The organism is Burkholderia sp. AU33803 (assembly GCF_002223095.1).
Lineage (GTDB): Bacteria > Pseudomonadota > Gammaproteobacteria > Burkholderiales > Burkholderiaceae > Burkholderia.
The window spans coordinates 860,614-879,564 of sequence record NZ_NKFJ01000004.1 but is presented as its reverse complement, the minus strand read 5'-3'; the positions used below and the strand labels follow the sequence as shown (position 1 = coordinate 879,564).

21 protein-coding genes are annotated in these 18,951 nt (G+C 69.3%); 5 read left to right on the top strand and 16 right to left on the bottom strand.

Features of this window, described 5'->3' with window-relative positions:
• From leuE to gloB, 5 genes are all read right to left on the bottom strand, one after another.
• Positions 1-660 (bottom strand): leucine efflux protein LeuE, encoded by a 660-nt coding sequence (gene leuE, locus CFB41_RS06590; protein ID WP_039347686.1) that lies wholly within the window; start codon positions 658-660, stop codon positions 1-3.
• A 37-nt stretch (positions 661-697) separates the two neighbouring features.
• Positions 698-1,843 (bottom strand): glutamine-hydrolyzing carbamoyl-phosphate synthase small subunit, encoded by a 1,146-nt coding sequence (gene carA / locus CFB41_RS06585; protein WP_041492797.1) that lies wholly within the window; start codon positions 1,841-1,843, stop codon positions 698-700.
• Between the two features lie 365 nt (positions 1,844-2,208).
• Positions 2,209-3,426 (bottom strand): nitrate/nitrite transporter, encoded by a 1,218-nt coding sequence (locus tag CFB41_RS06575; RefSeq protein WP_089455962.1) that lies wholly within the window; start codon positions 3,424-3,426, stop codon positions 2,209-2,211.
• 157 nt (positions 3,427-3,583) lie between these two features.
• The gene (locus CFB41_RS06570; protein WP_089455961.1) at positions 3,584-5,143 is read right to left on the bottom strand and encodes a transglycosylase SLT domain-containing protein; all 1,560 of its coding nucleotides are present in this window, start codon (positions 5,141-5,143) and stop codon (positions 3,584-3,586) included.
• 151 nt (positions 5,144-5,294) lie between these two features.
• Entirely contained in the window at positions 5,295-6,101 is an 807-nt protein-coding gene (gene gloB / locus CFB41_RS06565; RefSeq protein WP_089455960.1) for a hydroxyacylglutathione hydrolase, read from the bottom strand.
• An 18-nt stretch (positions 6,102-6,119) separates the two neighbouring features.
• Here gloB and CFB41_RS06560 point away from each other — a divergent pair, with 18 nt between their 5' ends.
• Genes CFB41_RS06560 through dnaQ form a run of 3 tightly spaced genes read left to right on the top strand, consistent with a single transcriptional unit; the run spans position 6,120 to position 8,145 of the window.
• Positions 6,120-6,932: a class I SAM-dependent methyltransferase gene (locus CFB41_RS06560; RefSeq protein WP_089439696.1), complete on the top strand. Its 813-nt coding sequence runs from the start codon at positions 6,120-6,122 to the stop codon at positions 6,930-6,932.
• A complete protein-coding gene (gene rnhA / locus CFB41_RS06555; RefSeq protein ID WP_039347704.1) occupies positions 6,929-7,372 on the top strand; it encodes a ribonuclease HI in 444 nt (147 codons plus the stop codon). Before CFB41_RS06560 ends, rnhA begins: the two co-directional genes overlap by 4 nt.
• Before the next feature lie 38 nt (positions 7,373-7,410).
• On the top strand, positions 7,411-8,145 hold the full coding sequence (gene dnaQ / locus CFB41_RS06550; protein ID WP_089439695.1) for a DNA polymerase III subunit epsilon: 735 nt from the start codon (positions 7,411-7,413) through the stop codon (positions 8,143-8,145).
• A 34-nt stretch (positions 8,146-8,179) separates the two neighbouring features.
• Here the strand turns inward: dnaQ and CFB41_RS06545 are convergent, their stop codons facing one another.
• Complete coding sequence (locus CFB41_RS06545) at positions 8,180-8,512, bottom strand: YnfA family protein (protein ID WP_089439694.1); 333 nt, start codon at positions 8,510-8,512, stop codon at positions 8,180-8,182.
• Positions 8,513-9,050: 538 nt separating this feature from the next.
• Between CFB41_RS06545 and proP the strand changes: the two genes are divergently transcribed.
• A complete protein-coding gene (proP, locus tag CFB41_RS06535; RefSeq protein WP_089439693.1) occupies positions 9,051-10,538 on the top strand; it encodes a glycine betaine/L-proline transporter ProP in 1,488 nt (495 codons plus the stop codon).
• A gap of 109 nt (positions 10,539-10,647) precedes the next feature.
• Here the strand turns inward: proP and CFB41_RS06530 are convergent, their stop codons facing one another.
• Positions 10,648-10,842, bottom strand: coding sequence for a hypothetical protein (locus CFB41_RS06530; RefSeq protein WP_069249260.1), 195 nt, complete (start codon positions 10,840-10,842; stop codon positions 10,648-10,650).
• A gap of 184 nt (positions 10,843-11,026) precedes the next feature.
• Positions 11,027-11,656, bottom strand: coding sequence for a glutathione S-transferase family protein (locus CFB41_RS06525; RefSeq protein WP_089455959.1), 630 nt, complete (start codon positions 11,654-11,656; stop codon positions 11,027-11,029).
• A 259-nt stretch (positions 11,657-11,915) separates the two neighbouring features.
• Here CFB41_RS06525 and CFB41_RS06520 point away from each other — a divergent pair, with 259 nt between their 5' ends.
• Complete coding sequence (locus CFB41_RS06520; RefSeq protein ID WP_089455958.1) at positions 11,916-13,133, top strand: polyhydroxyalkanoate depolymerase; 1,218 nt, start codon at positions 11,916-11,918, stop codon at positions 13,131-13,133.
• Positions 13,134-13,140: 7 nt separating this feature from the next.
• Here the strand turns inward: CFB41_RS06520 and CFB41_RS06515 are convergent, their stop codons facing one another.
• The 8 genes from CFB41_RS06515 to mdcC all read right to left on the bottom strand — a co-directional run bounded on the left by CFB41_RS06515 (position 13,141) and on the right by mdcC (position 18,945).
• Positions 13,141-13,785 carry a phosphoribosyltransferase gene (locus CFB41_RS06515; RefSeq protein ID WP_089455957.1) on the bottom strand — a complete coding sequence of 215 codons (645 nt, stop codon included), beginning with the start codon at positions 13,783-13,785 and terminating at the stop codon, positions 13,141-13,143.
• 124 nt (positions 13,786-13,909) lie between these two features.
• Positions 13,910-14,431 (bottom strand): phospholipase D-like domain-containing protein, encoded by a 522-nt coding sequence (locus tag CFB41_RS06510; RefSeq protein WP_069247634.1) that lies wholly within the window; start codon positions 14,429-14,431, stop codon positions 13,910-13,912.
• A gap of 117 nt (positions 14,432-14,548) precedes the next feature.
• The gene (locus CFB41_RS06505; protein WP_089455956.1) at positions 14,549-15,481 is read right to left on the bottom strand and encodes an acyltransferase domain-containing protein; all 933 of its coding nucleotides are present in this window, start codon (positions 15,479-15,481) and stop codon (positions 14,549-14,551) included.
• Positions 15,478-16,344, bottom strand: a complete 867-nt coding sequence (gene mdcB / locus CFB41_RS06500; protein ID WP_089455955.1) for a triphosphoribosyl-dephospho-CoA synthase MdcB — start codon at positions 16,342-16,344, stop codon at positions 15,478-15,480. The genes CFB41_RS06505 and mdcB overlap by 4 nt, the downstream gene beginning before the upstream one ends.
• Positions 16,341-17,009, bottom strand: a complete 669-nt coding sequence (mdcG, locus tag CFB41_RS06495; protein WP_089456576.1) for a malonate decarboxylase holo-[acyl-carrier-protein] synthase — start codon at positions 17,007-17,009, stop codon at positions 16,341-16,343. The genes mdcB and mdcG overlap by 4 nt, the downstream gene beginning before the upstream one ends.
• Complete coding sequence (gene mdcE / locus CFB41_RS06490; RefSeq protein ID WP_089455954.1) at positions 16,996-17,703, bottom strand: biotin-independent malonate decarboxylase subunit gamma; 708 nt, start codon at positions 17,701-17,703, stop codon at positions 16,996-16,998. Before mdcE ends, mdcG begins: the two co-directional genes overlap by 14 nt.
• Positions 17,690-18,634, bottom strand: a complete 945-nt coding sequence (locus CFB41_RS06485; RefSeq protein WP_089455953.1) for a biotin-independent malonate decarboxylase subunit beta — start codon at positions 18,632-18,634, stop codon at positions 17,690-17,692. The genes mdcE and CFB41_RS06485 overlap by 14 nt, the downstream gene beginning before the upstream one ends.
• The gene (mdcC, locus tag CFB41_RS06480; RefSeq protein WP_089439683.1) at positions 18,631-18,945 is read right to left on the bottom strand and encodes a malonate decarboxylase acyl carrier protein; all 315 of its coding nucleotides are present in this window, start codon (positions 18,943-18,945) and stop codon (positions 18,631-18,633) included. The genes CFB41_RS06485 and mdcC overlap by 4 nt, the downstream gene beginning before the upstream one ends.
• Positions 18,946-18,951: the final 6 nt, after the last annotated feature.

The following is an 18,951-nucleotide window of genomic DNA, read 5'->3' as shown; positions in this document are numbered from 1 at the left end:
TTAACTCATCGTCGCCAGCGCGAGCTTCACCGAGAATCCGATGAACAGGCCGCCCACGCTGCTCGCCGCGCCTGCTGCAAGCTTGCGGCGGCGGCGGAAGTGCTCGGCAAGCCGCGCACCCGCGAAGATCAGCGTGCTCAGGTACAGGAAGCTCGCGCATTGCGCGATCGCCCCGAGCACGACGAACGACAGCGCGGGATGCGGGAATGCCGGGTCGACGAACTGGATGAAGAACGAGATGAAGAACAGGATCGCCTTCGGATTCAGCAGGCTCACGATCAGCGCCTTGCGGAACGGCCGCTCGCCATCGACCGCGGGCGCTGCCTCGACCGGCTCGTCGCCGCGCGCGCGCAGCTTCTGCCACGCGCTGCGCAGCATGCCGGTGCCGATGTAGAGCAGATACGCGGCGCCGCCGTACTTGACGACGGAAAACAGCAGCGGGTTCGCCTTCAGCAGCGACGCGACGCCGGCGGCGGACAGCACCATCAGCACCGTGTCGCCGACGAACACCCCGCACGCCGCACGATAGCCGGCCTTCACGCCGCGCTGCGCCGCGAGCGACAGCACGTACATCGAGTTCGGCCCCGGCAGCAGGATGATGAAGATCACGCCGAACACGTAGGTCCAGATATCCGTGATGCCGAGTGCGTGGCCGAACATGATGCGAATCTCCCGTTCTTCGGTTGCGTCGTTGACGTCAGGCGTTGCGCTGCTTCGCCGCGTCCATCAGCGCGGTGAAACGGTCGAACAGGTAGCCGATGTCGTGCGGGCCGGGCGACGCTTCCGGGTGGCCCTGGAAGCAGAATGCCGGCTTGTCGGTCAGCTCGAAGCCCTGCAGCGTGCCGTCGAACAGCGACACGTGCGTCACGCGCGCGTTGGCCGGCAGCGAATCCGCGTCGACCGCGAAGCCGTGGTTCTGCGACGTGATCACCACGCGACCGTCGCCGAGATCCTTCACCGGGTGGTTCGCGCCGTGGTGGCCCGTCTTCATCTTCAGCGTCTTCGCGCCGACCGCGAGGCCCATGATCTGGTGACCCAGGCAGATCCCGAAGGTCGGCACGCCGCGCTCGATGAACTGCTTCGTGGCCGCGATCGCGTAGTCGCACGGTTCCGGATCGCCGGGGCCGTTCGACAGGAACACGCCGTCCGGATTCAGCGCGAGCGCATCTTCCGCGCTCGCCTGTGCCGGCAGCACCGTCACGTGGCAGCCGCGCTCCGCGAGCATGCGCAGGATGTTGTACTTGACGCCGAAATCGTACGCGACGACGCGGTACTTCGGCGCTTCCTGCATGCCGTAGCCGCCTTCGAGGCGCCATTCGGTCTGCTTCCACTCGAACGGCTTCGTGGTCGACACGACCTTCGCGAGATCCATGCCGGCGAGACCCGGGAACGAGCGCGCGAGTTCGATCGCCTTCGCTTCGTCGTCCGAGCCCGTCAGGATGCAGCCGTTCTGCGCGCCCTTGTCGCGCAGGATACGGGTCAGCTTGCGGGTGTCGATGCCGGCGATCGCGACGACGCCTTCGTCGCGCAGGTAATCACCGAGCGTGCGGTCCATGCGGAAGTTCGATGCGAGCGACGGCAGATCACGGATGATCAGGCCGGCGGCATGGACTTTCGTGGCTTCGACGTCTTCGGCGTTGACGCCGACGTTGCCGATATGCGGGTAGGTCAGCGTGACGATCTGGCGCGAGTAGCTCGGGTCAGTCAGGATTTCCTGATAGCCGGTGATCGCGGTATTGAACACGACTTCGCCGATCGTGTGGCCTTCGGCCCCGATCGAATAACCACGAAAGACCGTGCCGTCGGCGAGTGCAAGCAAGGCGGGAGTAAAAGACGGCAACACGGGAGGCTCCTTGGGGAACACCCTGCTGCCGACCTGTTTACCCTGCCGCGCGAGCGCCGCGCTGCGTGGGCGCGCGTGGTCGCTTGCTGGACGCGGCCTGCGTTGTCGAGACGCGAACCCGGCGCGTGGCGCACGAGGCTTCGCGGCATCGCCCGGCAGGCGGCGTGCGGCGGATGAACGGGATGAATGAGGTAGGCGCTAGGGTGCGAGGTTGATCAGCACAAACTTTCAAATTATAGCCTGAAAATGGCCCTATCTTCAATTGATATGGCCGTCCGATCGTGCGCGCGCCGCATCCGGCGACGCGGCGCAACGCACTGCGGCCCCGTTTACGCGGCCGCCCTACCCGCCAGCGTACCGCCGGATCAGTGCGCTTGACCAGCGCCGCGCGCGGGCCAGACGTACCAGACCGCGCTCGCGAGCTGCAGCACGAGCAGCACACCCCACGCGGTGAAGTGCGCGGCGGCCGGATAGCGGCCGTCGACCGCCGGCCAGTGCGTCAGCACCGCGCCGACCCCGATCTGGAACGCAAAGATCAGCAGGAAGATCACGAGCGTGAGCGTCGTGTTCGCGCGGCCGATCAGGTGAGCGGGAAAATGCCCGGCCATCACCGCGTAGGTCAGGATGCCGACGCCGCCGAACATCCCGTAAGCGGCCCACAGCACGGCCGGCGGCAACGGCACGCGCGCGACGATCGCGGCCTGCGTCGCGACGAACAGCGCCATGCCGACGCCGCAGAATGCGTACACGGACACGCCGCGCCGCTCGAGCACCCGCGCCGCGGCGCCGAAGCCGACGCAGCCGGCCATCATCGCGAAGCCGAGCACCGACACGAGGCGCGCGGCATGCGGCGCATCGAACCCCGCGACGTCGCGCAGGTACGGCCCGACCCACAGCGACTGCATCGCGTAGAACACGCCCTGCGTGACGACGGAGAACGACGAGATCTTCCAGAACGCACGGCTGCTCAGGATGTGCCACGTGCCCTTGAACTGGCTGACGAGCCCGCCCTGGTGGCGCACCTGCTGCGCTTCGGGTGCGCCCAGCCCGATCGACGCCGCGACGATCACCGTCAGCACCGCGAGGCCGAAACAGATCGCGCGCCAGCTCGTCCAGCCGAGCAGCCAGGTCAGCGGCGAGCCGACCATCACGCCGCCGAGGCCGCCCACGGCCATCACGAGGCCGTTGACGAGCGGCAGCCGGCCGACCGGGAAATGCTGCGCGAGCGCCTTGAACGCCGCGCCGAGACACACCGAGACGCCGACGCCGATCAGCAGCCGGCCGACCATCATCGTGCCGAGACTGTGCGCGGCGCCGAACACGGCCGCGCCGGCCGCCGCGAACAGCAGCATGCCGGCCGTCACGCGGCGCGGGCCGAAGTGGTCGAGCATCACGCCCGCCGGAATCTGCGCGCCCGCGAAGCCGAGGAAATAGAGACTGGTGAGCAGGCCGAGATCGGCGGCCGACAACCCGAGCTCGTGCGTGACGAACGGCGCGAAGCCCAGATTGACACCGCGAAACACGTACGACACGAAATACCCGACCGAAAACAGCGCGAGCACCCTCACCTGCACCGACGACATCACTCCCCCTTCTTGTATGAAGACCATCGAAGCAGCGCCCCCGCGCCCCGCACAAACAAAAACGCCGTCACCTCGGTGACGGCGTTTCCTTGCATTTCGTCGGATGATACCGCAACCGCGCGAACCGGGCCGGCCGCACGATGCGTTCGCGACTGCGTTACTTCTTCTTGCCCTTGTGCGCGGCGGCCTTGGCCGGTGCCGCCTTCGTCGCTTTGGCCGCCGGCTTCGCCGCGCCGCGCTTTGCGCCGTGCGACTTGCCGCCGACCGCCAGGCTCGCGCGCTCGATGTGCGCGCCGCCGGCCGACGTCGCGATCCGCTCCGGGCCGGGTTCCGCCGGCACCGAACGGCCGACCGGCACGTGCAGCACGAGCGCCTGGCCCGGCATCGCGAGATCGCGGTGCGTACGGTTCCACGCCTTGAGCTGGCCGACCGACACGCCGTAGCGGCCGGCGATCGCCGCCATCGACTGCTTGCGGCGCACGCGGATCAGCATCTTGCGCGTGTCGGGTACGTCGGGTTCCATCGCGAGCGCGCCGTTTTCGGCGACGTCGGCGCTGATGTCCTCGTCGTCGTCATCGCCGCGCGGCACGACGATCGTCGAGCCCGGCTTCAGGCGCATGCCGGCCGGAATCTTGTTGATCGACATCAGCGTATCGGCGTCGACGCCGATCTTCTCGGCGATCGCGGCCGGCCGCGCCCGCTCGCTGACCGTATAGGTGGTCCACGACGACAGCTGGCCGTTGTATGCCTTCAGGTTCTTCTCGAACGCCGACGCGTTGTCGAACGGCAGCAGGATCTGCGGCTCGGTCGCGCCGAGGATCACCGGCTTCGAGAACGACGGGTTCAGCGAGCGGAATTCGTCGAGCGACAGGTTCGCGAGCTTCGCGGCCACCGCCACGTCGATGTCGCGCGACGTCGTGACCGTCACGAAATACGGGTGGTTCGGGATGTCCGGCAGCACAAGGCCGTACTGCTGCGGATTCGCGATGATGTTCTTCACCGCCTGCAGCTTCGGCACGTAGTTGCGCGTCTCGTTCGGCATCCGCAGGCTCAGGTAGTCGGTCGGCAGGCCGGCCGCCTGGTTGCGGGCGATCGCGCGCTGCACGTTGCCCTCGCCCCAGTTGTACGCGGCCAGCGCGAGATACCAGTCGCCGAACATGTCATGCAGGCGCGACAGGTAGTCGAGCGCGGCGCTCGTCGACGCGAGCACGTCGCGGCGCTCGTCCTGCCACATGTTGCGCTTCAGGTTGTACGTGCGGCCAGTGCCGGGCATGAACTGCCACATGCCGGCCGCCTTCGCGACCGACAGCGCCTGCGGGTTGTACGCAGACTCGATGAACGGCAGCAGCGCGAGCTCGGTCGGCATGTGACGCGCCTCGAGTTCCTCGACGATGTGGTACAGGTACTTCTGCGAGCGCTCGGTCATGCGCTGCACGTAGTCCGGGCGCTGCGTGTACCACGTGGTCTGCATGTCGACGAGGTCGGTCTGCAGGTCGGGCATCTGGAAACCGCGGCGGATGCGACCCCAGAGATCGGAGTCCGCACTGGTCAGATCGCCGACGGATTGCTTGTCGACGTCGACAGTTTCTTTGGCGGTGGCGGATTTACGGAGGTAGGTGGACGTCGCCTGCGAATCGGCGGCGTTGTTGGCGACAGGGGCCTGGCTCGCACAAGCGGCGAGCAGCAGAACCACCATCGCACTCAATATAAGTCGCATGAAAATCTCTGCTTCCGACGGCTGGAAATTGCAGGCGATACTACGGAAGTGCGTGCTTCACGTCAATAAAAACACCGAAAACTCAGCGAAATCCTACATTTGGAGCAATTTTTACAGACTCCGCTTGAGCTTTGGAGTCCTCCGAAAATCATCATCGGAACCGGTTTTTCCACTCGCGCATCAGCGTGAACGCCGTCAGACGATCCGGCACCGTTTCGTGCAGTTCCGCTTCGAGCGTCGCGCGGATCGCCTCGCTGTCCGCACGCATGAACGGGTTAACGGCACGCTCGTGCGCGATCGTAGTGGGCAGTGTCGGCACGCCGCGCGCGCGCAGCGCCTGTGCGTCGTCGCGCCACGCGGCGAGCGCCGCATTGCCGGGCTCGCACGCGAGCGCGAAGCGGATGTTGGACAGCGTGTATTCGTGTGCGCAATGCACGTGGGTGTCGCCCGGCAACGCCGCGAGCGCGTCGAGCGACGCGAGCATCTGCGCGGGCGTGCCCTCGAACAGGCGCCCGCAACCGCACGAGAACAGCGTGTCGCCGCAGAACACGTGCGGCGCCGCGTTGCGCTGCCCGGCCGCCTGGAAATAGGCGATGTGGCCGCGCGTATGGCCCGGCACGTCGAGCACGTCGAACGTGGCGGCCGGCGCCTCGAGCGTCACACGCGCGCCGCCCGAAAGCGGCTGCGTGACCACGCCGATCGCCTCGGCCGCGGGGCCGTAAACGACGAGCGGAACATCGTCCGGTTGGCTATCGCGCAGGGCCGCGACACCGCCGACGTGGTCGGCGTGATGGTGCGTGAGTAAAATAGCGGTCAACCGCCAGCCTCGTTCGGCTAGAACCCGGCGCACCGGCGCGGCTTCCCCCGGATCGACGGCAATCGCATCGCGGCCGTCCGAGACGAGCCAGATATAGTTGTCATCGAATGCCGGAACCGGCACGTATTCCAGCTCGTTCATGGGCGCGCAATCATCGTTATGTCTGACCGTCAAATTATAGACTGGCCCGCCTGGACCGACTCACCACCCGGCCGCTACGTGCTGGGCTGGGAGCAGGCGCAGCTCGACCGGATCGTGTCCGACGTCTTCGGGTTCCACGCGCTGCAGCTCGGCCTGCCGCAGCTCGACGCGCTGCGCGAGAACCGCATGCCGTATCGCGGCCTCGTGCTCGATCCGGCGAGCGGCGCGAGCGCGCCGTACCAGTATCCGTGGGCGCGCGAAGCGCATGCGCCCGAGCACGCGCCCGACGGCCGCAGCACGACCTGGTGCGACCTGCTCGACCTGCCGTTCGAGTCGCAAAGCGTCGACCTGATCGTGATGCCGCACACGCTCGAATTCACGTCCGATCCGCACCGGCTGCTGCGCGAGGCCGAACGCGTGCTGATGCCGGAAGGCCAGCTCGTGATCACCGGCTTCAATTCGCTCAGCCTGTGGGGCATGCGGCAATCGTTCGGGCGCATGGCGAACCGCCCGTTCGTGCCGGCCACGCGCGACCAGATCGCGTTCATCCGGCTCAAGGACTGGATCAAGCTGCTCGGCTTCGACCTCGAACGCGGCCGCTTCGGCTGCTACCGGCCGCCGCTCGTCACCGACCAGTGGCTGGCCCGCTACGGCTTCATGGAAGCCGCCGGCGACCGCTGGTGGCCGATCTTCGGCGCCGTCTACATGGTGACGGCCGTCAAGCGCGTGCGCGGCATGCGCCTCGTCGGCCAGATCCGGATGAAGAAGCCCGTGCTCGCACCGGGCCTCACGCCGGCGGCCTCCCCGACCACCCATCAAGAACATTCATGACTACCGATACCATCGACATCTATACCGACGGCGCCTGCAAGGGCAACCCCGGCCCCGGCGGCTGGGGCGCACTGATGCGCTACGGCGACAAGGAGAAGGAGCTGTTCGGCGGCGAGCCCAACACGACCAACAACCGCATGGAGCTGATGGGCGTGATCGCCGCGCTCGAAGCGCTGAAGCGGCCGTGCCAGGTGATCGTGCACACCGACTCGCAATACGTGCAGAAAGGCATCAGCGAGTGGATCCACGGCTGGAAGAAGAAAGGCTGGGTCACCGCGGCGAAAACGCCCGTGAAGAACGCCGACCTGTGGAAGCGGCTCGACGCGCTCGTCGCGCAGCACGAGGTCGAGTGGCGCTGGGTCAAGGGCCACGCGGGCCATCCCGAAAACGAGCGCGCGGACGCACTCGCGAATCGCGGCGTCGAATCGCTCACGGCCTGAACGCGGGCCGCTCCCCTGTTTCCTACGTATTTCCCGACATGCGCCAGATCATTCTCGATACCGAAACCACCGGCCTGAACGCCCGCACGGGCGACCGCCTCATCGAAATCGGCTGCGTCGAGCTGCTGAACCGGCGGCTCACCGGCAACAACCTGCACTTCTACGTGAACCCGGAGCGCGACAGCGATCCGGGCGCGCTGGCGGTGCACGGGCTCACGACCGAATTCTTGAGCGACAAGCCGAAATTCGCGGAAGTCGCCCACCAGATCCTCGACTTCGTGAAGGATGCCGAGCTGATCATCCACAACGCGCCGTTCGACCTTGGCTTCCTCGACGCGGAATTCGCGCGGCTCGGCCTGCCGCCGTTCACCGAGCATTGCGGCGGCGTGATCGACACGCTGGTGCAGGCCAAGCAGATGTTCCCGGGCAAGCGCAACTCGCTCGACGCGCTGTGCGACCGCTTCGGCATCAGCAACGCGCACCGTACGCTGCACGGCGCACTGCTCGACTCGGAGCTGCTCGCCGAGGTGTATCTGGCGATGACGCGCGGCCAGGACAGCCTCGTGATCGACATGCTCGACGACATGGGCGCCGACGGCGGTGCGGGCAACGGCCAGCGCGTGTCGCTCGCCGCGCTCGATCTGGTCGTGGTGACCGCGAGCGACGACGAACTCGCCGCGCACCAGGCGCAGCTCGACGAACTCGACAAGTCGGTCAAGGGCACCTGCGTGTGGCGCACGTCCGCCGAAGCCGGCGCCGCCGAAGCGGCTTGAAGCAGGCGGCCGGCGGCACGCGCCGTCGCCGCGCTCACACGCGCGGCTGCAGCGCGATGACCGCCATTCCGCCGAGCGCGAGCACCGCGCCGGCCACGTCCCAGCGGGTCAGCGCGACACCGTCGACCACCCGCAGCCAGACCAGCGCCACCGCGATATACACGCCGCCGTACGCGGCATAGGTGCGCCCCGCCGCACTCGGGTGCAGCGTCAGCAGCCACGCGAACAGCGCGAGCGACAGCGCGGCCGGCACCAGCAGCCACAGCGGCCGCCCCTCCTTCAGCACGAGCCACGGCAGGTAACAGCCGACGATTTCGGCCAGCGCGGTGGCGGCAAACAGCGCCGCGATCCTCATCAGTTCGGTCATCCGGTTCCTCGTGAATTCGGCCCCGTCACCCGAGGCCGCACGGCCCCGCCGTGCGCCGCCGATCATACCCGAGCCACCCTCGCCGGACGCCCCGCCAGGCGGGCGCTTCCCGGCAATTTGCATGATCATCCGTCATCGTGCTATCATGTCGCCTGTTTCAACATTCAATCTCTGTCTATTCGATTTCGCAAGAAGTCCGTCCGCGCGTTGCGGGCCGGCGCTTCGACCGAAATTGCACCCACAGGAAAGCCCGCCCGACAGGCCCGCTTTTCTCGTTTCGTTGCCCCTCCGGGGCGCTTGCCGGAACGCTGGACACCGTCCGCACCGGCATCTGCCGCCAGCATCACGCGGCCCATTCTTCATGAGCGCACTGTCGCGACGGCCCATCGGGCCCGCGTCGAAGCAGCCCCTTACGGCCCTTTACCGCCTGCAATGCAGTAAGTGCTTAAAGGTCTGCCCCGACGCGCCGCATCCGACACCGCGCTCGCCGGCAAACCGTGTCGGACGGCCCGCCCGTTCGGCGCAGTCAAAGGAGTGCATGACCTTGACCGCAACACACGTCAGCCCGACCGCTGCTTCTTCCACCGCTTCGTCGTCCGGCGAAGCCCCGCTCGTCGCGGACGACATCACCGTCGTCGACCAGAGCCTCCTCAAGCGCGCCGTCAGCGCCATGGCCATCGGCAACGCGATGGAATGGTTCGACTTCGGCGTCTACAGCTACATCGCCGTCACGCTCGGCAAGGTGTTCTTCCCGTCCAGCAGCCCGTCCGCGCAGCTGCTCGCGACCTTCGGCACGTTCGCGGCCGCGTTCCTCGTGCGTCCGCTCGGCGGCATGGTGTTCGGCCCGCTCGGCGACCGCATCGGCCGCCAGCGCGTGCTCGCCGCCACGATGATCATGATGGCCGTCGGCACGTTTGCGATCGGCCTGATCCCCAGCTACGCGTCGATCGGCATCATGGCGCCCGTGCTGCTGCTCGTCGCCCGCCTCGTGCAGGGCTTCTCGACCGGCGGCGAGTACGGCGGCGCCGCCACCTTCATCGCCGAATTCTCGACCGACAAGCGCCGCGGCTTCATGGGCAGCTTCCTCGAGTTCGGCACGCTGATCGGTTACGTGATGGGCGCGGGCGTCGTCGCGCTGCTCACCGCGTCGCTGTCGCAGGAAGCGCTGCTGTCGTGGGGCTGGCGCGTGCCGTTCCTGATCGCCGGCCCGCTCGGCCTGATCGGTCTCTACATCCGGATGAAGCTCGAGGAAACGCCCGCGTTCAAGCGCCAGGCCGAAGAGCGCGAAGCGCAGGACAAGGCCGTGCCGAAGGCGCGCTTCCGCGAAACGCTGATGCGCAACTGGCGCGCCCTGCTGCTGTGCGTCGGCCTCGTGCTGATCTTCAACGTGACCGACTACATGGTGCTGTCGTACCTGCCGAGCTTCATGTCGTCGACGCTGCACTTCGACGAATCGCACAGCCTCGTGCTCGTGCTGATCGTGATGGTGCTGATGATGCCGCTCACGCTCGCCGCCGGCCGCCTGTCGGACAAGGTCGGCCGCAAGCCCGTGATGCTCGCCGGCTGCGTCGGCCTGCTCGTGCTGTCGATCCCGGCGATGATGCTGATCCACGCGGGCACCACGGCGTCGGTGTTCGGCGGGCTGCTGATCCTCGGCGTGCTGCTGTCGTGCTTTACCGGCGTGATGCCGTCGGCGCTGCCGGCGCTGTTCCCGACCGAGATCCGCTACGGCGCGCTCGCGATCGGCTTCAACGTGTCGGTGTCGCTGTTCGGCGGCACGACGCCGCTCGTGACCGCCTGGCTGGTCGACGTCACGCACAACCTGATGATGCCCGCGTATTACATGATGGGCGCCGCCGTGATCGGCATCGTGTCGGTCGTCGCGCTCGCCGAAACCGCGCGCCAGCCGCTCAAGGGCTCGCCGCCGGCCGTCGCGTCGCGCCGCGAAGCTCATCAGCTCGTGCGCCAGATGCGCGAAGACGACGAAGCGGATATCTACAGTGTCGGGTCGCCGGCACGCGCCTGAGCGTCACCCATGAAAAAGCCCCGGCCGAAGCCGGGGCCCGATCGAACCCGATCCGCCCGACCGGCTTGCGCCGGCCGGGCTTTTTTTCATCCATTCGACGCCGGCGCGCTCATGCCTGCGCTTCGCAGTGGCGGCAGAAAATCAGCGCTCGCGAGCGCGACACGGCGGCCTGCGCACCGCGTGCCGCGACGATCAGCCCGACCTGACCGAGATTGAAATCGCGCTCGACCATCAACTGCGTCAGCGCGGCAAGCGGCAACACGAGGGACGGGTGGTACAGGCTCGATTCGATCAGGGCTTTCATCTGCGGCTCCATCAGGCAAGGCGTCATTCGATGGAGTGGATTCTAGGGACCGGCCGCATCCGGATAAACAGCGCGAATGCGAAGTCACTTGTCAGCCGCCGAGAACAATCGACAACGGCATGCCTGACAAGGCTGAGCGGGCGACGGGCAGCGGCGCGGGGGCCCCTCCCTGTCGCCGCGACGCCTAGACGAGCGGTGTTTCGACGAACGCCGGCAGCGCCTCCGCCCGCGCCGAATGCGCGACCAGTGCCGGATAACGGGCCGGATCGATCCGCGCGAGCGTCGGGTAGTCGGCCGCCATGAACTGCGTGAAGCGCCATGCGACCGCGACCGTCACGTCGGACTGCAGCAGGCGCGCGCCGCCGAACCAGCCGTTCGCGGCCGCGACGAGCGGCTCCAGGGCGCCGTATGCGCCCTCGATCTGGCTCAGTACGCGCTCGAGCCACGGCGCATGCTGCTTGTCGGCCGGACGCAGCGCCTGCTCGTAGACGACCTGCACGGTCTTCTCGGCGGCCGCCAGCGCGAAACCGACCGGCACGAGCGCGCGCAGCCGCGCATCGGCGGTATCGGGCAGCAAGCGCCGCTCGGGCGCGACCCGATGATCGAGATAGTCGACGATCAACGACGAATCGAGCAGCGTCGCGCCGTCGTCGGTCACGAGCGTCGGCGCCTTGACGACCGGGTTGGTCGCCCTGAACTGCTCGAAATGACGGAACACCGAGATCGACTCGTGTTCGAACGGGAGGTCGAGCAGCTTCGCCGAAATGGCGACCCGACGCACGAACGGGGAATCCAGCATGCCGATCAGCTTCATCGCGAACGCTCCGCTTCAGGGGAATGGGAGCGACGACTGTAGCAGCGTCGCGCGGCATCGCCTAGGGCTCGGGCCCGTTCCCGCCCGCAACGAGCGGGGGCCGGCGCCGCGACCGCGTTTGCCGAAATAGCGGACCGTGCTCGGCCGGCCTTCGCGCCCGTGCGCCTGATGCACATCAACCCGCCGCGCGCGGGACTCACGATGTCCGGCCACAGTGACCATAATGCAAGTTCACCCCCCTTCCGCCCCAAGGTTCGCCATGTGGTATGCCCTCGTCGAGCAGCAGCGGGAATGGATGCGCGCCTGGCGCGCGGCGACGCGGCATGCGTTCGACGCGTGGCCCGCGGCCACGCTGCCGCACGCGGCGGCGTCGTGCTACGACGACCTGTTCGAGCCGCTGCTCGGGCCGCCGGACGGGCCCCCGCACTTCGACATCGGATGGCCGGCGCTCGGCGAGCGCGTCGTCGCGCGCACGCCGTTCTGCGACCTGCGGCGCTTCACGCGGGCCGACGCGCAGCGCACGGTGCTGCTGTGCGCGCCGCTCGCCGGGCATGCGGCCGTGATGATGCGGGAAACCGTCGAGACGCTGCTCGCGGACGGCGATGTCTGCGTGACCGACTGGCGCAATGCGCGCGACGTACCGCTCGCGTCGGGCCGTTTCGGGCTCGACGAGTACGTCGCGACGCTCGACGGCTTCGTCGACGGGCTCGCGCACGACGACCGGCCGCTGCATGTCGTCGCCGTGTGCCAGGCGACCGTGCCGGCGCTCGGCGCGCTGGCGCTGCGGGCGGCGCGCGGTCTCCCGTCGCCCGCGAGCGTCACGCTGATCGGCGGCCCGCTCGACGCGCGCCGGAATCCGAGTGCGCTCGGCACCGCCGCTGCCGCCCATTCGCTCGCCTGGTGCCGCCGCCACCTGATCGACGTCGTGCCGCCCGGCTTCGCGGGGCACGGCCGCCACGTGTTTCCCACCTATCTGCAACAGGGCGAGATCGCGCTCGTGTACCCGCAGCGCTTCCTGTCGCTGATCGAAGCGTACGCGCTGGCCGCGTCGCGCTTCGACATGACCGGACTCGCCGGCGCGCGGCGCGCGCTGCTCGAATACACGGCGCTGCTCGACATGCCGGCCGAGTATTTCCTCGATACGGTCGACATCGTGTTCCAGCGCATGAGCCTGGCGCTCGGCACCTGGGACGTGGGCGGCCGGCGCGTCGAGCCGGCGGCGTTGCGCGGCCTCGTCCTGCTGACCGTCGAAGGCGCATGCGACAAGGTCACGGGCGCCGGCCAGACGCACGCGGCGCTCGACCTGTGCAGCGGCCTCGCCGACGACGAGCGCTTTCGCATCGACATCGACGACTGCGATCACTACGGGCTGTTCACGGGGGCACGCTGGCACGGGGACGTGCATCCGATGCTGCAGCGCGTGTTCGCGTGGGCCGAAGCCCGCCGCCCTCGCCCGCGCCGCATCCGGCGGACGTGACACCGGATCAGCGCCGCGCCGCGTCGAGCAACGCGCGCACCTCGTCGTCACTCGTCTGCTCGAAGCGCGCGTAGAACTGGCTGATCCCGAAAAACGGCAGCGGCAGCGTCACGGTGACGAACGCGTCGGCCAGGTCGTCGAACCCATGCCGTGTACCCGCCGGCGCGACCGGTGCAGCCGCGATGATCCGCGCCGGATGACGCTCGCGTAACGCCTGCAGCGCGACGCGCATCGATGCGCCGGTCGCGACGCCGTCGTCGACGACGATCGCAATGCGCCCTTCGACCGGCAGCGGCGGCTCGGCGCCGCGATACAGCGCTTCACGGCGATGCAGTTCGGCCGTCTCGCGCGCGATCACGTCGGCGAGCTGCGCGTCGGACACCTTCATCGAACGCAGCACCGAACGCTGCAGATGAATCGCCCCGCCCGTCGCGATCGCGCCCATCGCGAGCTCGGGATCGTACGGCACGCCGAGCTTGCGCACGACCAGCACGTCGAGCGGCGCATGCAGCGCACAAGCGACCGGATAGGCGACGGGTACACCGCCGCGCGGCAACGCGAGCACGACGACATCGTCACACCCCGCGTAATCGCGCAATGCACCGGCCAGCTGGCAGCCGGCATCGGCGCGATCGGCAAAACACTCGAACACGATCGACTCCCTGCCGTTGCGCCGGATGCGCGAAACCCGCGTCGGCGCCTGTCAACGAGCATGGTTCATCGGTCGCGCCGATGCAAGCAGGGTCACACCGGCCCGCGCGGGCCGACGGAAAAGGTCAGAGGCCGCCGGCCTGCCGGTACAGCCGCCAGAACGACTGGGCATAGGATTGCGCGAGCTCCGGCGCACGCTGGAACACGTTCACCGTTTCCGCATGCGCGGCCGCGCCTTCGGACAGCGTGGTCAGCGCGACGCTGTCGTCGACGATCACGAAGCGCGGCGCGGGATCGCCGTGCCGCGAATCGATCGCCACGTCGATGCCGGAAGACTTCAGATAGCCCGCGCCGCTGTATCTGCCCGCGCGCGGCGAACGCACGAGCACGACACGCACCTCGACCCCGCGCGCGCGGGCCGCGCGCAGCGCGCTCGCGACCGCCGGCGGCACGTGCGTGTAGCCGGCCAGCAGCACGCGGCGCTGCGCCTGCCCGATCAGGTCGACGGTCGCGTCGGCCGCCGCATTGTCATACGAAAAGTATGTGCCGACCGATGCGGCATCGGACGGAATCTGGGCGGCGTGGGCGCTCGCCGCGCAGCAAAGCGCGGCGAGAAGGAAGGCGGCTGGTCTCATGGCGGGCGCCATTTTAGCGATGCCAATTCGCGTGGCAAGCCCCACCTGAGAGGCTGCTGCGCCGGCGCAACACACAGCGCAAAACCGGTCTCCGGCGAACGGGTTAGCGCCCGTCTTTCATGCGACCGATCAGCCCGTCGCGACGCGTGAGAGCCAGCTCGCCACGCCGTCGACGGAACGGAAATCCGCGAGACTGCGCGCCGGCAGCGCCGGATAGGCCCCCCCTGCCATCTCGGCCAGCGCGCGGCCGGGACCGAGTTCGAGGAACGCGGTCGCACCGGCCTCCACGCACGCGGCCAGACAGGCCGCCCACTCGACCGGCTCCGCGATCTGCCGCGCAAGCTTGTCGAGGCCGGCGTCGACGTCCAGCACCGATGCGCCATCGATCCCCGAAAACAGCCGCGTGCCGGGCAGCGGCCGCCGTACGTGAGTCGCGGCGAGCGACGTGCGAAACACCGGCACGGCCGCGGCGAGCCGGCGCGTGTGCGATGCGATCCGCACGCAGACGGGCGCGACGCGCAGCGCGCCGGCGCGCGACGCCTCGTCGGCCACCGCGTCGACATCGGCCTGCCGCCCCGCGACCACGAACGCGTCGCCGGGATTCGCGATCGCGATCGCCGCGTCGCGGCCGTCGCACAATCGTGCGAGTTGCGCGCGCGCCAAGCCGCGTACGAACACCATCCGCTCGTCGCCGCCGCTCGCGGCATCCATCGCGCGCGCACGCGCATCGGCCAGGTCGAGCGCGGCGTCCGGCTCGATCATCCCGGCAACGCTCCACGACGCGACTTCGCCGACGCTGTAGCCGGCGACGCAGCGCCGGCGCGGCCACACCGCGTCCAGCAGCGCGGCGGCGGCGAGCGCCTGGACCGTGCAGAGAATCTGCGCGGCACGGTTCTCGCGCAACGCGTCCGGCCCGGCCTGCCGGACCCACGCGCGCGGATCGTCGCCGAGGAGCCGGCCAGCGTGCGCAAACAGCGCGTCGGCCTGCGGCGCGGCGCCGGTCAGGTCGAACATGTCGGCGCGCTGCGCGCCCTGCCCCGAACAGAGGATGGCCAGCGTCATCGCGCGCCCTCGTCAACTTCGAGCGCATCGACGAAGACGCTCATCGCGAGCAGGTCGGCGGCACCGCCCGGGCTCAGCCGCCGCGCCACGAACGCACGATGGGCAGCGGCCGCGCGCAGCCGCCAGTCACGCGCCCGCACGCCGCCCCGTGCCACGAACGCACGTGCGGTCGCCCGCGCGAACGCGAGGCCGGCCTGCCCGCCCCGGTGCAGCAGGTTCGTATCGTCGAGCGCGGCGATCAGCGCGAAGCATGCATCGACGCGCGCGGCTTCCGGGTCGCCCGGCAGGTCACGCTGCGCGCGACGCAGCGCGGGCAGCCCGACCGCATAGACGGTCGTGAAACCGTCGGCCGCCTCGCGACGTGCGCCGCCGACGCCGTAGCGGCGGCTCGCGCGTTCGCCGTGGCTGTCGGGCAAGCGCGGGCCGCCGAGGATATCGGCTCCCCAGCGGCGGGAGACGAACGCACCGAGCGTCATTCCTGCCGGCATCGTTCCCGGCATCGCGCGCCGACCGGCAGCCGCACACAGCAGCCCGAGCCCGAAAATTGCGCCGCGATGCGTGTTGACGCCACCGGTCGCGGCGAGCATCGCGTGCTCGGCACGCAGGCCGATCTTGCGCAGCACGGCCATGTCCGCATCGCGTGCGCCCGCGTCGGCCAACTCGGCGAAGTACGGCCGCAGCACGGCGGCGCTGCGGGCGAACGTCGCGGCATCCATGTCGGTGTGGCTGCCGGTGTCGACGTGGCTGACGAGCCCCGGCTTCGGATAGGTCTCGATTTCCAGCACGAGGCTGCGCTCGGCCAGGTCGGCGATGCGCTCGGCTTCGGACGGCGCCGGTACGCGGCAGGCAGCCCATGCGCTCATCGTGCCCCTCCGAGGAACGCGTCGGCCGGCATCAGTTCGACGGTGATCGCGGTCTTGACCGCGACTTCAGGCTGCCGCGCGTGCAGTTCGCGCCAGTTGACGCCGGCGCCGTCGTCGCGCAGCAGTTCGCCGTCGATGCGCATCGGCGCGCGCGCGTCGATCGCCGCGAGGCCGTCGAGCAGCGGCGCGCGCGACGCAGGGTCCGGCAGCGGGAACACGAGGTCGAGATCGGACGACGCCCCCAGGTAGGGTTCGCCCGTCAGCGCCTGCCACGCGAGGCTGCCGAACACGCGGCCCTGCACGCCGCAACGCTCACCGAGCGCATCGAGTTCGCGCAACGCCGTGCGCCATGCGTTGGGCGCGGCGGCGAGCACGTCGGACAACGCCGGTAGCGGGCCGACCGTCGCGAGCGCGTCGGCCGCCGCGTTCAGCGCGATGCGCCGCTTGCCCGCGGAAGGCGGCAGCGGCAGGCCGAGCGGCACGCGGCCGGCATCGGCCTCGTCGGGCGACGCGCGGCGCACGATCAGCGGCCAGCCGCGTTCGGCCCACGCGCGCACGAGCGGATTGGCCGCGAGCGCGGGATCGCGGGCGAATGCCGCGCCCCACCCCGCCGCCGTCAGCGTGACGAGCGTGTGGCGGCGCAGCGGCAGCTCAGCGTGCGGCACGCGCGAGTGCCTCGACGCGCTGGGCGACATCGGCGGCAACCGGCCGGCCGCGTGACGCACGCCGGTCGACGCGGTCGGCCGGCTTGCCGAGCCATTCGGCGACCTGCGCGTCGAGCGCGCGGGCGGGATCGAGCACGGCGTCGACGGCGCCCATCTTCACGAGATTCTCGAGCCCCGGTGCGAACACCGGCGTCGAGCGCGACATCTCCTTCAGCACGTCGATCGACAGCTTGGTCACGCGCGACATCGACGGCAGGTCCATCACCTCCGGCTCCGCGCCCGGCACCGCGAGCAGCGTGCGGGTCGCGAGCGCGGTCGCGATGAAGGCGCCGGCGGCCGTGTGGCCATACAGCACGCCGATCGTCCGGTGCCCGGCGAGATCCGCGTGCATCAGGCACTTCGCGAGATGCGACAGCCCTTCGTTCAGGCCGAGCAGTTCGTCGCGCTTGCTCATCCGCTGGCTGTCGCTGTCGACCAGCACGAGGATCGGCGTGTCGCCGCCACGTTCGATCGTGTCGAGCACGTGCGACGCGAGCGTCAGCGCCTCGTCGATGCCGAACGGCAGACGGTCGGCAACGCCGATCACGTCGACGCGCGTGCCGGCCAGTTCCGCGTGGCCAGTCAGCAGGCCGCCGTGACGGGCGATCGAGTGGCCTTGCGGGAACAGTGAATTCAATACTTCATCGAGCGTCATGCGGGCTCTCCTGCAGTTGGTCCGCGAGCGCGGCGAAGGCTTCGTCGGGCATCCCCGGGATCGCTTCCGGCGTCGATGCACCCAGTACACGCCACACGTCGAGCCCATCCTTGCATGCGCCGAACCGTTCGACCCGCGCTTCGAGGCGGGCCTGCTCCGCGCGCAGCATCGCCGCATCGAACGTCGGCGCACGGCCGATCAGCGCGAGCGCCGCCGCGCGGAACGCAGCGGGCGTGTCGGCCACGTAGCGATCCGCGCCGCCGATCAGCCGTCGGTGCTTGCCGCCCATCGTGCGCCAGATCAGCGCGCGGTCCTTCGCATCGAATTCCTCGACGCCGCGATTGGTCTCGATCACTTCGGGGCCCGACACGCTGATGCGACCCTGCTCCGATACCGCGAGCGCCGAGCAGCATGCGGCGAGCAACCCGCCGCCGCCATAGCAGCCCGCGCGGCCGCCAATCAGTCCGATCACCGGCACGCCGGCCGAGCGCGCTTCGACGAGCGCGCGCATGATCTCGGCGATCGCGAGTTCGCCCGCGTTCGCCTCCTGCAGCCGCACGCCGCCCGTATCGAACAGGATCAGCACCGGCTTGCCGGTGTCGCGCGCGGCCCGCAGCAGCCCGGTGAGCTTCGCGCCATGCACTTCGCCGAACGCGCCGCCCATGAAGCGGCCTTCCTGCGCGGCGACGAACACCGGCTGGCCGTCGAGCCGGCCGTGGCCGACCACCATCCCGTCGTCGAATTGCTGCGGCAGGTCGAACAGCGGCAGGTGCGGGCTCGTCACGCGCTCGGCCGGGCCGAGGAATTCGCTGAAGCTGCCGGCGTCGAGCAGCCCGTCGATGCGCTGCCGCGCCGATGCTTCGTACCAGCTCGCGGCATTCGCGACGAACGCGGGCGTATCGTGCGTATCGTGGATCGCGTCGTTCATCATGCGTCCCCCTCGATCGCCCGCACGGCTTGCGCGAGCCGCAGCGACACCATGTCGGGCCGCGCGCCGCCGTCGTTGATCGACAGCTTCAGGCCGCCCGGCGTGCGCCGCTCGACGAAATCCGCGACGACGGCCTGCCACACCGCGCCGAACCCGACCGCCGCCGTGCGGATGTCGATCTCGCATTCGTTGTCCGGCAGCACGCGCTCGACGAGCACTTCGAGATTGCCGGACGCCACCACGCCGACGAGCGCCGCGGCCTGCTCGCCCTTTGCGCGCTCGCGCGCGGTGAAGCGATAGTTCAACTGTTCCATGCCGTT